This window comes from Pseudomonas sp. BIOMIG1BAC, assembly GCF_001705995.2.
In the GTDB taxonomy this organism is placed as follows: domain Bacteria; phylum Pseudomonadota; class Gammaproteobacteria; order Pseudomonadales; family Pseudomonadaceae; genus Aquipseudomonas; species Aquipseudomonas sessilinigenes.
Window position 1 is genome coordinate 651625 of record NZ_CP049045.1, and the last position, 12421, is coordinate 664045.

The 12421-nt window shown below is 63.5% G+C and carries 13 protein-coding genes; 9 read left to right on the forward strand and 4 right to left on the reverse strand.

Annotated elements, in window-relative coordinates:
* Nucleotides 1-439: 439 nt before the first annotated feature.
* The 7 genes from ATY02_RS02975 (at nucleotide 440) to ATY02_RS03005 (ending at nucleotide 6292) form a co-directional block, all read left to right on the forward strand.
* Nucleotides 440-2101 (forward strand): OFA family MFS transporter, encoded by a 1662-nt coding sequence (locus ATY02_RS02975; protein ID WP_068589470.1) that lies wholly within the window; start codon nucleotides 440-442, stop codon nucleotides 2099-2101.
* 181 nt (nucleotides 2102-2282) lie between these two features.
* Nucleotides 2283-2876, forward strand: a complete 594-nt coding sequence (gene hisB, locus ATY02_RS02980; protein WP_010453482.1) for an imidazoleglycerol-phosphate dehydratase HisB — start codon at nucleotides 2283-2285, stop codon at nucleotides 2874-2876.
* A complete protein-coding gene (hisH, locus tag ATY02_RS02985) occupies nucleotides 2876-3514 on the forward strand; it encodes an imidazole glycerol phosphate synthase subunit HisH (protein WP_068589465.1) in 639 nt (212 codons plus the stop codon). Before hisB ends, hisH begins: the two co-directional genes overlap by 1 nt.
* The gene (locus tag ATY02_RS02990; RefSeq protein ID WP_068589463.1) at nucleotides 3515-3775 is read left to right on the forward strand and encodes a DUF2164 domain-containing protein; all 261 of its coding nucleotides are present in this window, start codon (nucleotides 3515-3517) and stop codon (nucleotides 3773-3775) included.
* Between the two features lie 102 nt (nucleotides 3776-3877).
* Nucleotides 3878-4615 (forward strand): 1-(5-phosphoribosyl)-5-[(5-phosphoribosylamino)methylideneamino]imidazole-4-carboxamide isomerase, encoded by a 738-nt coding sequence (gene hisA / locus ATY02_RS02995; RefSeq protein WP_068589461.1) that lies wholly within the window; start codon nucleotides 3878-3880, stop codon nucleotides 4613-4615.
* An 87-nt stretch (nucleotides 4616-4702) separates the two neighbouring features.
* Nucleotides 4703-5473 carry an imidazole glycerol phosphate synthase subunit HisF gene (gene hisF, locus ATY02_RS03000; protein ID WP_068589458.1) on the forward strand — a complete coding sequence of 257 codons (771 nt, stop codon included), beginning with the start codon at nucleotides 4703-4705 and terminating at the stop codon, nucleotides 5471-5473.
* Nucleotides 5474-5536: 63 nt separating this feature from the next.
* Nucleotides 5537-6292: a substrate-binding periplasmic protein gene (locus ATY02_RS03005; protein ID WP_068589455.1), complete on the forward strand. Its 756-nt coding sequence runs from the start codon at nucleotides 5537-5539 to the stop codon at nucleotides 6290-6292.
* A gap of 77 nt (nucleotides 6293-6369) precedes the next feature.
* Here ATY02_RS03005 and ATY02_RS03010 read toward each other — a convergent pair whose 3' ends face one another.
* The 4 genes from ATY02_RS03010 to gpmI form a co-directional block, all read right to left on the reverse strand.
* Nucleotides 6370-7179 (reverse strand): divergent polysaccharide deacetylase family protein, encoded by an 810-nt coding sequence (locus tag ATY02_RS03010; protein ID WP_068589452.1) that lies wholly within the window; start codon nucleotides 7177-7179, stop codon nucleotides 6370-6372.
* 98 nt (nucleotides 7180-7277) lie between these two features.
* Nucleotides 7278-8588: a S41 family peptidase gene (locus tag ATY02_RS03015; protein WP_068589448.1), complete on the reverse strand. Its 1311-nt coding sequence runs from the start codon at nucleotides 8586-8588 to the stop codon at nucleotides 7278-7280.
* A gap of 31 nt (nucleotides 8589-8619) precedes the next feature.
* A complete protein-coding gene (locus ATY02_RS03020) occupies nucleotides 8620-9906 on the reverse strand; it encodes a murein hydrolase activator EnvC family protein (protein ID WP_068589445.1) in 1287 nt (428 codons plus the stop codon).
* 135 nt (nucleotides 9907-10041) lie between these two features.
* Nucleotides 10042-11571 carry a 2,3-bisphosphoglycerate-independent phosphoglycerate mutase gene (gpmI, locus tag ATY02_RS03025; RefSeq protein ID WP_068589442.1) on the reverse strand — a complete coding sequence of 510 codons (1530 nt, stop codon included), beginning with the start codon at nucleotides 11569-11571 and terminating at the stop codon, nucleotides 10042-10044.
* A 150-nt stretch (nucleotides 11572-11721) separates the two neighbouring features.
* Here gpmI and ATY02_RS03030 point away from each other — a divergent pair, with 150 nt between their 5' ends.
* A complete protein-coding gene (locus tag ATY02_RS03030; RefSeq protein ID WP_068589440.1) occupies nucleotides 11722-12135 on the forward strand; it encodes a rhodanese-like domain-containing protein in 414 nt (137 codons plus the stop codon).
* Nucleotides 12135-12389, forward strand: a complete 255-nt coding sequence (gene grxC / locus ATY02_RS03035) for a glutaredoxin 3 (protein ID WP_068589437.1) — start codon at nucleotides 12135-12137, stop codon at nucleotides 12387-12389. The genes ATY02_RS03030 and grxC overlap by 1 nt, the downstream gene beginning before the upstream one ends.
* Nucleotides 12390-12421: the final 32 nt, after the last annotated feature.

Sequence of the window (12421 nt, forward strand, 5' to 3'; positions counted from 1 at the left end):
GCCCCTGTGACTGTGGACCCAAACCGCTTGTGGGCGTTTGCGTCGCAGCTGCCGGCATATCGGCACCCGGGGCTTGTGCTTGTGTGTGGTGGCCATGGCGCCAGGCATAGTTCTGGGACAGGTGCCCGGCGCTCGAGTGCCATTGCCCGCTCTGGATGGGGCGCCGATCCTGCGCGCTGAGTTTTTGTTGGCAGGTGCAGGAGGAGAGTGGCTGGAGGTTTTCCGGTGCTGGCCGATGAGGGCGTCGCTAAAAAGCTCCTGCTGGTTTGGTTTCTTAATGTTTCACAGATGGTAATCTCTCGCAGTTCGTCCGCCCTTCTGCGACTTAATGTCGCGCTTTCCCAAAGGAAGCTTTACTCAACAGAACGACCGCGCCTGCGTGCCAAGGTCGTCGCAGGGGAGTGGCCGATGAACAATTCTAATAATTGGGGGAACATCCATGAGCTCTAGCATCGCGGCCGCCAACCCGGCCGCCCAGCCAGCGTTCTTGTCCAAAGAACGCATCATCGCCAAGCCCGGTTTCAACCGTTGGCTGGTTCCACCGGCCGCCCTGGCCATCCACCTGTGCATCGGCATGGCCTATGGCTTCTCGGTGTTCTGGCTGCCGTTGTCCAAGGCGCTGGGTATCAGCGCGCCCGTGGCTTGCGAGCCGGGCATGGGCTTCATCGCCCAGGTCTTTTCGTCCCAGTGCGACTGGCCGATCTCCATGCTCGGCTGGATCTACACCCTGTTCTTCATCTTCCTGGGTTGCTCGGCGGCGATCTGGGGCGGCTGGCTGGAGCATGCCGGGCCGCGCAAGGCTGGGGTGGTGTCCGCCCTGTGCTGGTGCGGCGGCCTGCTGATTTCCGCCCTGGGGGTTTATACCCACCAGATCTGGCTGATGTGGATCGGCTCCGGGGTGATCGGCGGGATCGGCCTGGGCCTGGGCTACATCTCCCCGGTATCGACCCTGATCAAGTGGTTCCCGGACAAGCGTGGCATGGCCACCGGCATGGCGATCATGGGCTTCGGGGGTGGCGCTATGGTCGGTGCGCCCCTGGCCGCCGCATTGATGAGCCACTTCGCCACCCCGACCAGCGTCGGTGTCTGGCAGAGCTTCCTGGTGATGGCCGCGATCTACTTCGTGTTCATGATCGGCGGCGCCCTGGCGTATCGCGTACCGCCCACCGGTTGGAAGCCCGAGGGCTGGAGCGCGCCGGTGAAGAAAGCCGCCAACGCCATGATCACCCACCGCCATGTGCACGTGAACGTGGCCTGGAAGACCCCACAGTTCCGCCTGGTGTGGCTGGTGCTGTGCCTGAACGTATCGGCGGGTATCGGCATCCTTGGCATGGCCTCGCCACTGCTGCAGGAAGTGTTCGCCGGCAAGCTGCTGGGCAACGGCCTGAGCTTCAGCCAACTGGACGCCGGGCAACTGGCGCAGATTGCCGCCATCGCCGCCGGTTTCACCGGCCTGTTGAGCCTGTTCAACATCGGTGGCCGGTTCTTCTGGGCGTCGTTCTCCGACTACCTGGGCCGCAAGAACACCTACTTCGTGTTCTTCGCCCTGGGCTTTGCCCTGTATGCGCTGATTCCGAACCTTGGCCACCTGGGCAACGTCGCCCTGTTCGTGGCGGCGTTCTGCATCATCCTGTCGATGTATGGCGGTGGGTTCGCTACGGTCCCAGCCTACCTGGCGGACCTGTTCGGCACCCAGATGGTGGGCGCGATCCACGGTCGCCTGCTGACAGCCTGGGCGGCTGCCGGCGTGCTGGGCCCGGTGCTGGTGAACTACCTGCGCGAGTACCAGTTGAGCATCGGCGTCGAGCGTGCCGCGGCCTATGACATCACCCTGTACATCCTCGCCGGCCTGCTGGTGCTGGGCTTCCTGTGCAACCTGATGGTGCGCCCGGTGGCCGACAAGTACTTCATGACCGACGAGCAACTGGCGGCCGAGCAGGCCCTGGGCCACGACAAGGGCGCCGACAGCAGCGTCGTCCTGGAATGGAAGGCCTCGCCTGCCAGCAAGCCGCTGGTGATCGCCGCCTGGCTGGCGGTGGGCATTCCCCTGGCATGGGGCGTGTGGGTGACCTTGCAGAAGACTGCCGTGCTGTTCCACTAGGAACCTGCCTGGCGCGGGAGCGAGGTCACTCGCTTTCGCGCGCGGGTTGCTTGTCATGACAGGTACAACCCCGCAGCCACTGGTTCGCGCCCGTCAGGATGTCGTTCGACGTGTTCCTGTTTGGCCCTCCTCGGGCCTATACTGCTCGCCTTTTTCGCCCAATGATTTTGCGGAGCTGGTGATGGCCGAACGTAAGGCATCTGTCGAGCGCGATACCCTGGAAACCCAGATCAAAGCCTCGATCAACCTGGATGGCACTGGAAAGGCCCGATTCGATATCGGCGTGCCGTTCCTCGAGCACATGCTGGACCAGATCGCCCGGCATGGGCTGATCGACCTGGATATCGAAAGCAAGGGCGACCTGCATATCGACGACCACCACACCGTGGAAGACGTCGGCATCACCCTGGGCCAGGCGTTCAGCAAGGCCATCGGCGACAAGAAAGGCATCCGCCGCTATGGCCATGCCTATGTGCCATTGGATGAAGCCCTGTCCCGCGTGGTGATCGACTTCTCCGGCCGTCCCGGCCTGCAGATGCACGTGCCCTTCACCCGCGCCACCGTTGGTGGCTTCGATGTCGACCTGTTCCAGGAATTCTTCCAGGGCTTCGTCAACCATGCCAACGTGACCCTGCACATCGATACCCTGCGTGGCCACAACACCCACCACCAGATCGAGACCGTGTTCAAGGCCTTCGGCCGTGCGCTGCGCATGGCGGTTGAGCTGGACGAGCGCATGGCCGGGCAGATGCCTTCCACCAAGGGCGTGCTGTAATGCAGACGGTAGCCGTCATCGACTACGGCATGGGCAACCTGCACTCCGTGGCCAAGGCCCTGGAGCACGTGGGCGCCGGCAAGGTGCTGATCACCAGCGACGCCAGCGTGATCCGCGAAGCCGATCGGGTGGTGTTTCCCGGCGTGGGCGCGATCCGCGACTGCATGGCCGAAATCCGCCGCCTGGGCTTCGACGCCCTGGTGCGTGAAGTCAGCCAGGACCGCCCATTCCTGGGGATCTGCGTGGGCATGCAAGCCCTGCTGGAGCACAGCGAAGAGAACGACGGCGTCGATTGCATCGGCCTGTTTCCCGGCCAGGTGAAGTTCTTCGGCAAGGGCCTGGTGGAAGAGGGCGAGCACCTCAAGGTGCCGCACATGGGCTGGAACGAAGTGAAGCAGGCGGTAGACCATCCGCTGTGGCACAGCATCCCGGACCTGGCGCGCTTCTACTTCGTGCACAGCTACTACATCACCGCCGGCAATGCCCGGCAGGTGGTGGGCAGCGGCCACTACGGCGTGGACTTCGCCGCGGCGCTGGCCGAAGGCTCGCGCTTTGCCGTGCAGTTCCACCCGGAGAAGAGCCATACCCATGGCCTGCAGCTGCTGCAGAACTTCGCGGCCTGGGACGGTCGCTGGTAAATGAACAGGTCGCGGACCAAGGCGCCGATACTGACGCTGACCCCCGAGCAGGAGCGCGAGGCGCTCGACAAGCTCAAGCGCTTGCTCGAAGACCGCTTCGACCTGCAGTTGGGGTCGTTCGAGGTGGCCGAGGTCCTCGAGTTGTTCAGCAAGGACATTGCACCCCACTACTACAACAGGGCGATTGCCGATGTTCAGCTGCTCCTCAAGGAGCGGTTCGAGGGCATTGAAAGCGACCTGTGGGCACTCGAAAAGAATTAAGGCAGCGGCAAGCTTCAAGCTGCAGGCTGCAAGAAGTAGACACGCGTGCGCGCTTGCAGCTTATGGCTTGCAGCTTGCAGCTCTTTTGACGAAGGAAAAAGCATGCTGATCATTCCCGCAATCGACCTCAAAGACGGCGCCTGCGTGCGCCTGCGCCAGGGTCGCATGGAAGACTCCACCGTATTCTCCGACGACCCGGTGAGCATGGCCGCCAAATGGGTCGAGGGTGGCTGCCGTCGCCTGCACCTGGTTGACCTCAACGGTGCCTTCGAGGGCCAGCCGGTCAATGGTGAAGTGGTTACCGCCATCGCCAAGCGCTACCCGACCCTGCCGATCCAGATCGGCGGTGGCATCCGTTCGCTGGAAACCATCGAGCACTACGTCAAGGCTGGCGTCAGCTACGTGATCATCGGCACCAAGGCGGTGAAGGAGCCGGAGTTCGTCGCCGAGGCCTGCCGCGCGTTCCCGGGCAAGGTCATCGTCGGCCTGGACGCCAAGGACGGTTTCGTCGCCACCGATGGCTGGGCCGAAGTCAGCTCGGTACAGGTCATCGACCTGGCCAAGCGCTTCGAGGCCGATGGCGTCTCGGCGATCGTCTACACCGACATCGCCAAGGACGGCATGATGCAGGGCTGCAACGTGCCCTTCACCAAGGCCCTGGCCGAAGCCACCTCGATCCCGGTGATCGCCTCCGGCGGCATCCACAACCTGGGCGACATCCAGGCCCTGCTGGACGCCAAGGCCCCCGGCATCATCGGCGCCATCACCGGCCGTGCGATCTACGAGGGCACGCTGGATGTGGCAGAGGCTCAGGCGTTCTGCGACAGCTACAAGCCATAAGCTGCAAGCTGCAAGTTAAAAGCGCGGTCTCGGCCTGCTCTTACTTGCAGCTTGAAGCTTGAAGCTTCTTAATCGGAGATTAAGTCTATGGCGCTAGCCAAGCGCATCATCCCTTGCCTGGACGTGGACAACGGCCGGGTAGTGAAGGGCGTCAAGTTCGAGAACATCCGCGATGCCGGCGATCCGGTGGAGATCGCCCGGCGCTACGATGAACAGGGTGCCGACGAGATCACTTTCCTGGACATCACCGCCAGCGTCGATGGCCGTGATACCACCCTGCATACCGTCGAGCGCATGGCCAGCCAGGTGTTCATCCCGCTGACCGTGGGCGGTGGCGTGCGTACCGTGCAAGACATCCGCAACCTGCTCAATGCCGGTGCGGACAAGGTCTCGATCAATACCGCCGCGGTGTTCAACCCGGAGTTCGTGGGCGAGGCCGCACAGCACTTCGGTTCCCAGTGCATCGTGGTCGCCATCGATGCCAAGAAGGTTTCCGGCCCGGGCGAAGTGCCGCGCTGGGAGATCTTCACCCATGGCGGGCGCAAGCCCACCGGGCTGGATGCGGTGGAGTGGGCGAAGAAGATGGAAGGCCTGGGGGCCGGCGAGATCCTGCTGACCAGCATGGATCAGGACGGCATGAAGAACGGCTTCGACCTGGGCGTGACCCGGGCCATCAGCGATGCCCTGGGTATTCCGGTGATCGCCTCCGGCGGTGTCGGCAACCTGCAGCACTTGGCCGATGGCATCCTCGAGGGCCACGCCAGCGCGGTGCTGGCGGCCAGCATCTTCCACTTCGGCGAGTACACCGTTCCCGAGGCCAAGGCCTACATGGCCCAGCGCGGGATCGTGGTGCGATAGCCACTGGACAGCATGGCGGGCTCACGGCACTCTTGAGTTCGCCATGGATTCGGGTAGCCCGTCATGTTCAAACGTCTTCTTGTGGTTGTCGCCAGCGCCGGTTTTCTGCTCGGTGGCCTCGCCCGCGCCGCTGAACCCGCCGACACCTCCCTGGTGTTGCTGACGGAAAACTTCCCTCCCTACAACATGGCCATCAACGGCAAGAACTTCGCCCAGGGCGAGAATATCAACGGCATCGCCGTGGATATCGTCCGTGAGATGTGCAAGCGCGCCGGCATCAACTACAGCCTGACCCTGCGCTTTCCCTGGGAACGCATCTACAAGATGGCCCTGGAGCAACCGGGTTATGGCGTGTTCGTCACGGCGCGGCTGCCGGACCGCGAGCCGTTGTTCAAGTGGGTCGGCCCCATCGGCCCGGACGACTGGATCATGTTGGCCAAGGCCGGCAGCAAGATCACCCTCGAATCCCTGGAGCAGGCGCGCAAGTACAAGATCGGCGCCTACAAGGGCGATGCCATCGCCGAGACCCTGGCCAAGCAGGGCCTGGCCCCGCAGGTGGTGCTACGGGACCAGGACAACGCCAGGAAGCTGGTGGCGGGGCAGATCGACCTCTGGGCCACCGGTGATCCGGCCGGGCGCTACCTGGCCAAGCAGGAAGGTATCACCGGCCTCAAGACGGTGCTGCGCTTCAACAGCGCCGAGCTGTACCTGGCGCTGAACAAGGATGTGTCCGATGAAGTGGTGGCCAAGCTCCAGGCCGCCCTGGACGAGATGCGCAAGGAAGGCCTGGTGGAAGAGATCATGGGCCGCTATCTCTAGATCAGCGGCAAGCTACAAGTAACAGCAGGTTGGCGGCGCTTTGGCTTGCAGCTTGAGGCTTGTCGCTTAGCGCTGCCCTATCTGTACTTGCCGTTCTTGCCATGGCCGCTCATGGCCTGGTTGCTGCGCAGGCTGATCATCGACTTGATATCGATCCACTCGATGCCCTGGGCCTTGAGCTTGGGCAGTTCGCGTTCCAGCACTGCCAGGGTCTGCGGATACGGGTGGCCGATCATCACCGCCGAGCCCTGCTTGCGGGCCAGGTCGATGGCTGTCTGCAACTGCCGGGCGATCGCCGGCTCGGTACGCTCATCGTCGAGGAATACATCCCGGGAAACGCTGGCCAGGCCGATTTTCTGTGCCTCGGCGGCGGCCACGGTCTGGGCGCTGGTGCGGCTGTCGACGAAGAATTTGTTGCGCCGTTGCAGCTCGCCCATGAGCCAGGCCATGGCCGGTCGCTGGGACGTCATGCGGCTACCCATGTGGTTGTTGATGCCGCTGGTGTAGGGCACGGCCTGGAACGCTGCATCCAGGCGCTTGTGCAGTTCTTCCTGCGGCAGGTCCGGGTGCCAGGCGAAGGGCCCGGTGGCCGGGTCCATGGGCATGTGCAGGATAACGATCTTGCCCGCCCGGTGGGCTTCCCGGGCGAACTCGGCGGCGTGGGGCGTATCGGGCATGATCGCCGTGGTCACCGGGCCGGGCAGTCCCAGCACACGGCGATCGCGAGGCAGGTTCTGGCCCAGGTCGTCGATGATCAGGCTCAGGTAGGCCTTGGGCGCCTGCGGGGCGGCGGCCTGGACGGGCAGGCAGCAGAGCAGGGCCAGCAGCAAGCCGCCTAGCAGCCGGGAGAGCGGCTGGCGGCTGTGCGTCGAAGGAAAGTGCAGCATGGGAATCAGCAATGGCCTTGGCAGTGGGACGCCCTGGCGGACGCTTCGCCGGCTAGCCGGCTCCCTGCTTGGGAGTCGGCGGGTCGGCGAGGGTTCAATCATTTACCGCGAGTGATGCTCAGCCCCTTGAGCAGGCTCAGGGCCTGGGCCAGCTGGTAGTCGTCGTCCTGTGGCATCGGCTTGGCCTTGCCGGCAGAGCCGCTTGGCTTGTCGGCGCCGCCGTTGCCATTGCCCAGGTGACCCTGCAGGTCGGCTTCCTTGAAGTACTCGCCGTCCTGGGATTCGGTGGTGATCTTGGCGCGACGCACCTCGATGTCCGGGACGATGCCCTGGGCCTGGATCGAGCGACCGTTGGGGGTGAAGTACAGCGCAGTGGTGATCTTCAGGGCGCGTTCGTTGTTCAGCGGCAACACGGTCTGTACCGAGCCCTTGCCGAAGCTGGTGGTGCCCATCAGCACGGCGCGCTTCTGGTCCTGCAGGGCGCCGGCGACGATTTCCGAGGCCGAGGCGCTGCCGCCGTTGATCAGCACCACCATCGGCACGGCTTCGCTCTCGTCCTTGCCGGTGGCGGAGAAACGCAGTTCGGAGTTGGCGATACGGCCCTTGGTGTAGACGATCAGGCCCTTGGTGATGAAGTGGTCGACCACTTCCACCGCGGCCTGCAGTACGCCGCCCGGGTTGTTGCGCAGGTCGAGGATGATGCCGTTGAGCTTCTTGCCGTTGTCCTTGCGCAGCTTGGCCAGGGCCTTGGAGACTTCCTCGCCGGTCTTGACCTGGAACTGTGTGATGCGGATGTAGCCATAGCCGGACTCCAGCAACTGGCTTTTCACGCTCTTGACCTGGATGGTGGCGCGGGCCAGGGTCACGTCGAATGGCGTGCCGCCGTCGCGGACCAGGGTCAGGGTGATCTTCTGGCCGATCTTGCCGCGCATCTTGTCCACGGCTTCGGTCATGGTCTGGCCACGGGTCGGCTGGCCGTTGATCTTGACGATCAGGTCGCCGGCCTGGATGCCGGCCTTGGAAGCCGGGGTGTCATCGATCGGCGACACCACCTTGATGAAGCCGTCTTCGGCGCCGACCTCGATGCCCAGGCCGCCGAATTCGCCGCTGGTGCTTTCCTGCAGCTCGGCGAAGTCTTCCGGCCCCAGGTAGGCCGAGTGCGGGTCGAGGTTGCTGAGCATGCCCTTGATGGCGTTTTCCAGCAGGGTCTTGTCATCGACAGGTTCGACATAGGCGGCCTTGATGCGATCCATCACCTCGGCAAAGGTACGCAGCTCTTCCAGCGGCAAAGGCGCCTTGGTCGTCGCGGCGGTTGCCGATTGAGCGGTTTCGGCGGCAAACGCCAGAGGCGCGCCGATCACCAGGGCGATCGTCAGGGCCAGCGAGGTAAGGCGGGACAAATGCAGCATGTCGAACGAACTCCTAATTTAGATGCAGCGCTTATCCTTGCGCGTGGCACCACTGTGCCGGGTCGCTGGGGCGACCCTGCTGACGAATTGCAAAGTACAGCGCAGGAGTGTCCTGTCCGCCACTATTACCCACTGTGGAGATGGACTCTCCGGCCTTGACCACGTCGCCGGCTTCCTTGAGCAGCGTCTGGTTGTGCCCGTAGAGGCTCAGGTAGCCGTTGCCATGATCGAGGATCACCAGCAGCCCGGCACCACGCAGCCAATCGGCGAACACCACCCGGCCGCCGTGTACGGCATGCACCTGGCTGCCTGCGGCAGCGCTGATCATCACGCCGTCCCACTTGGAGCGGGAGTCGTCGCCACGGGTTTCGCCGAAGCGCGCCAATAGTCGACCATCGACTGGCCATGGAAGTTTGCCCCGGGCCGAAGCGAATGCTCCGCCAAAGGAGGGGCCGTTACTGGAGACCAGGGCCCCGGGAGTGGAATGGACCGGCTTGCGCGGTGCATCGCTGGTCTCGGCCTGGGCTTCACGCAAACGCTTTTTTTCGGCTTCCTGCTGGGCGATCAGCGCTCTCTGGCGCGCCTCTTCCGCCTCGCGAGCCTGGCGTGCCAGGGTCTCTTCGATGGTCTTGAGGACCTTGGCCAGGTCGGCCTGGTCCTGTTCGCGCTGTTGCAGCTTCTGGTCCCGGGCCTTGACGTCGTCGTTGAGCTTGGCCAGGGCCAGCTGGCGCTCCTTGCGGACCTTGGCCAGCTCCTCGCGCTGGGTGTCGAGGCTGCTTTTCTGCACCAGCAACTGGGCCTGCTGCAGGGAAATATCCTTTTCCACATTGGCCAGCTGGCGCAGGGTCTCGTTGAAGTTCTTCAACTGCTCCAGGCGGGCCTGGCTCAGGTAGTCGTAATAGGTGAGGGTGCGGGCGAATTTTTCAGGATTCTGCTGGTTCAGCAGCAGCTTGAGGTACTCCTGGCGCCCGTTCTGATAGGCGGCCCGGGCCTGGATGGCGATCAGTCGTTGCTGTTCAGTGCGCGCGCTCTGGAGTTTTTTTTTCTCCTCATCGAGTCGCTGCAGCTCGGATTCGCTTTTCTTCAGCTCTTTCTGCAGGGCCTCGACCTGCTTCTCCAGCTTGCCCATCTCGGTCTCGGTGCCGCGCAGCTCTTTCTGTACTCCGGACTTTTCTTCCTGCAGTTTGCCCAGCAGCTTCTTCAGCTCGGTGATGTCCTGACGCGTGGCGTCCAACTGTTGTTGGGTTTGCGCACGCTCGTCGGCAAAAACCGGTTGGAGCAGGCAGGTCAGAGCAAGGGCAATCAGGGCGCGAAGCATAGAGGCGGGCGACACCAGGGAAAGGGACGGCCTAGTATGCCCGCCCATCGCTGCAAAAAAAACGCCTCAAAGCCAACTGCTTTGAGGCGTTCGTCATAAAAAGTCGTTTCCGGCCCATTATTGGGCCTTTTGCTATCAGACCAGGATCGACTTGCCGGTCATTTCCGCGGGCTGTGGCAGGTCCAGCAGCTTGAGCATGGTAGGGGCCACATCTGCCAGGACACCGCCTTCACGGACCTTCAATGGGCGCTTGCCGACATAGATGAAGGGCACCGGCTCGGTGGTGTGGGCGGTGTGGGCCTGGCCGGTGGTTTCGTCGGACATCTGCTCGACGTTGCCGTGGTCGGCGGTGATCAGCGCTTCGCCGCCGACTTTTTCCAGGGCATCGACGATGCGCCCGACGCACAGGTCCAGGCATTCCACGGCCTTGACGGCAGCCTCGAACACGCCGCTGTGGCCAACCATGTCACCGTTGGCGTAGTTGACGATGATCACGTCGTAGCGCTGGTGTTCGATGGCGTCGACGATCTTGTCGGTGACTTCCGGGGCGCTCATTTCCGGCTGCAGGTCGTAGGTAGCGACCTTCGGCGACGGGATCAGGATGCGTTCTTCACCCGGGAACGGCTCTTCGCGCCCGCCGGAGAAGAAGAAGGTCACGTGGGCGTATTTCTCGGTCTCGGCGATGCGCAGCTGGGTCTTGCCGTTCTTGGCCAGGTAGTCGCCCAGCACGTTTTCCAGGCTGCTGGGGGCGAAGGCCGCCGGGGCCGGGATGCTGGCCGCGTACTGGGTGAGCATGACGAAACCGGCCAGTTTCGGCTGGCGTGCTCGCTCGAACTCCTTGAAATCGTTCTCGACGAAGACCCGGCTCAGCTCGCGGGCCCGGTCGGCGCGGAAGTTCATGAACACCACGGCATCGCCGTCCTCGACCTTGACCGGTTCGCCGATGGTGGTGGCCTTGACGAATTCGTCGCTTTCATCGCGCTCGTAGGCCGCTTGCAGGCCTTGCTGGGCGGTGGCGGCGCTGAACTGGCCCTGGCCATCGACGATCAGGTTGTAGGCCTGGGCCACGCGGTCCCAGCGGTTGTCGCGGTCCATGGCGAAGTAGCGGCCGATCAGGCTGGCGATGCGGCCCTTGCCCAGGGTCTTGAAGGTTTCGTCCAGCAGTTCGATGGACGACTGGGCGCTCTTGGGCGGGGTGTCGCGACCGTCGAGGAAGGCGTGCAGGTAGATTTTCTCGGCGCCACGCTTGAAGGCCAGTTCGGCCATGGCCACCAGGTGGTCCTGGTGGCTGTGCACGCCGCCATCGGACAGCAGGCCGAGGATGTGCACGGCCTTGCCGGCGGCCACGGCCTTGTCCACGGCGGCGCAGATGGTCGGATTCTCGAAGAATTCGCCGTCACGGATGGCCTTGGTCACCCGAGTGAAGTCCTGGTACACCACGCGGCCGGCCCCGAGGTTCATGTGGCCGACTTCGGAGTTGCCCATCTGGCCGTCCGGCAGGCCGACGTCCATGCCCGAACCCGAAATCAGACCGTTGGGCACGCTGGCGCACAGGCGATCCAGGACAGGCTTGTTGGCGGCATAGACAGCGTTGGATTCGTGGCTCTCGCTGTGACCGAAGCCATCCAGAATCATCAGGACCAAAGGTTTAGGCGTGGTAGTCATGGCGTCCACTCGTGGCTGGATAAGGAGGTGTTGAAAAAGGGAGTGGCAGTTTAAAGGCAAGTTCAATCGGCGTCACCGCCGGGCGGGGTTTGGCCGACCTTGAGGGCTGTGTATACTGGCCGGCATTTTCACGCCCTGGAACCTCCTTAGATGGTTGCTCACCTGATTCAATTCGCTACTGAACACTACCTGCTCGTCGGCGCCTTCGTCATTCTCCTGGCCCTGCTGATCGCTCACGAACTGAGCCGCGGTGGCCGCAGCCTCAGCACCGGCGAACTGACCGCGCTGGTCAACAGCGAGCAGGGCGTGGTGATCGATATCCGCCCATCCAAGGAATACGCCGCTGGCCACATCGTCGGTGCGCTGAACATTCCCCAGGACAAGCTGGCCGCCCGCATCGGCGAGCTGGAGAAGCACAAGGCCAAGACCATCATCCTGGTGGACGCCCAGGGCCAGCACGCCGGCACCCAGGCCCGCGAGCTGATGAAGTCCGGCTTCACCGCGGCCAAGCTGTCCGGTGGTGTCTCCAGCTGGAAGGCCGATAACCTGCCATTGGTGAAGTAATGTCCCAGGTCATCGTCTATTCCAGTGATTACTGCCCTTATTGCTCGCGGGCCAAGCATCTGCTCGCAAGCAAAGGCGTAGCCTTCGAAGAGATCAAGGTCGATGGCAAGCCGCAGGTGCGCGCCGAGATGAGCCAGAAAGCCGGGCGCACGTCCGTGCCGCAGATCTGGATCGGTGCCACCCACGTAGGTGGTTGTGATGATTTGTTTGCCCTGGAACGCGCCGGCAAGCTCGACGCGTTGCTGGCGGCCTGAAATTCCTAACCTTATAGACCCAAGATCAAGAA

What these genes read in the sequence shown, in the direction of transcription:
- ATY02_RS03030 (WP_068589440.1), top strand. Translation starts at nt 11,722, where the DNA reads ATGGTTGCTCACCTGATTCAATTCGCTACTGAACACTACCTGCTCGTC.
- ATY02_RS03005 (WP_068589455.1), top strand. Translation starts at nt 5,537, where the DNA reads ATGTTCAAACGTCTTCTTGTGGTTGTCGCCAGCGCCGGTTTTCTGCTC.
- ATY02_RS02990 (WP_068589463.1), top strand. Translation starts at nt 3,515, where the DNA reads ATGAACAGGTCGCGGACCAAGGCGCCGATACTGACGCTGACCCCCGAG.
- ATY02_RS03015 (WP_068589448.1), bottom strand. Translation starts at nt 8,588, where the DNA reads ATGCTGCATTTGTCCCGCCTTACCTCGCTGGCCCTGACGATCGCCCTG.
- hisB (WP_010453482.1), top strand. Translation starts at nt 2,283, where the DNA reads ATGGCCGAACGTAAGGCATCTGTCGAGCGCGATACCCTGGAAACCCAG.
- hisF (WP_068589458.1), top strand. Translation starts at nt 4,703, where the DNA reads ATGGCGCTAGCCAAGCGCATCATCCCTTGCCTGGACGTGGACAACGGC.
- hisH (WP_068589465.1), top strand. Translation starts at nt 2,876, where the DNA reads ATGCAGACGGTAGCCGTCATCGACTACGGCATGGGCAACCTGCACTCC.
- ATY02_RS03010 (WP_068589452.1), bottom strand. Translation starts at nt 7,179, where the DNA reads ATGCTGCACTTTCCTTCGACGCACAGCCGCCAGCCGCTCTCCCGGCTG.
- gpmI (WP_068589442.1), bottom strand. Translation starts at nt 11,571, where the DNA reads ATGACTACCACGCCTAAACCTTTGGTCCTGATGATTCTGGATGGCTTC.
- grxC (WP_068589437.1), top strand. Translation starts at nt 12,135, where the DNA reads ATGTCCCAGGTCATCGTCTATTCCAGTGATTACTGCCCTTATTGCTCG.
- hisA (WP_068589461.1), top strand. Translation starts at nt 3,878, where the DNA reads ATGCTGATCATTCCCGCAATCGACCTCAAAGACGGCGCCTGCGTGCGC.
- ATY02_RS03020 (WP_068589445.1), bottom strand. Translation starts at nt 9,906, where the DNA reads ATGCTTCGCGCCCTGATTGCCCTTGCTCTGACCTGCCTGCTCCAACCG.
- ATY02_RS02975 (WP_068589470.1), top strand. Translation starts at nt 440, where the DNA reads ATGAGCTCTAGCATCGCGGCCGCCAACCCGGCCGCCCAGCCAGCGTTC.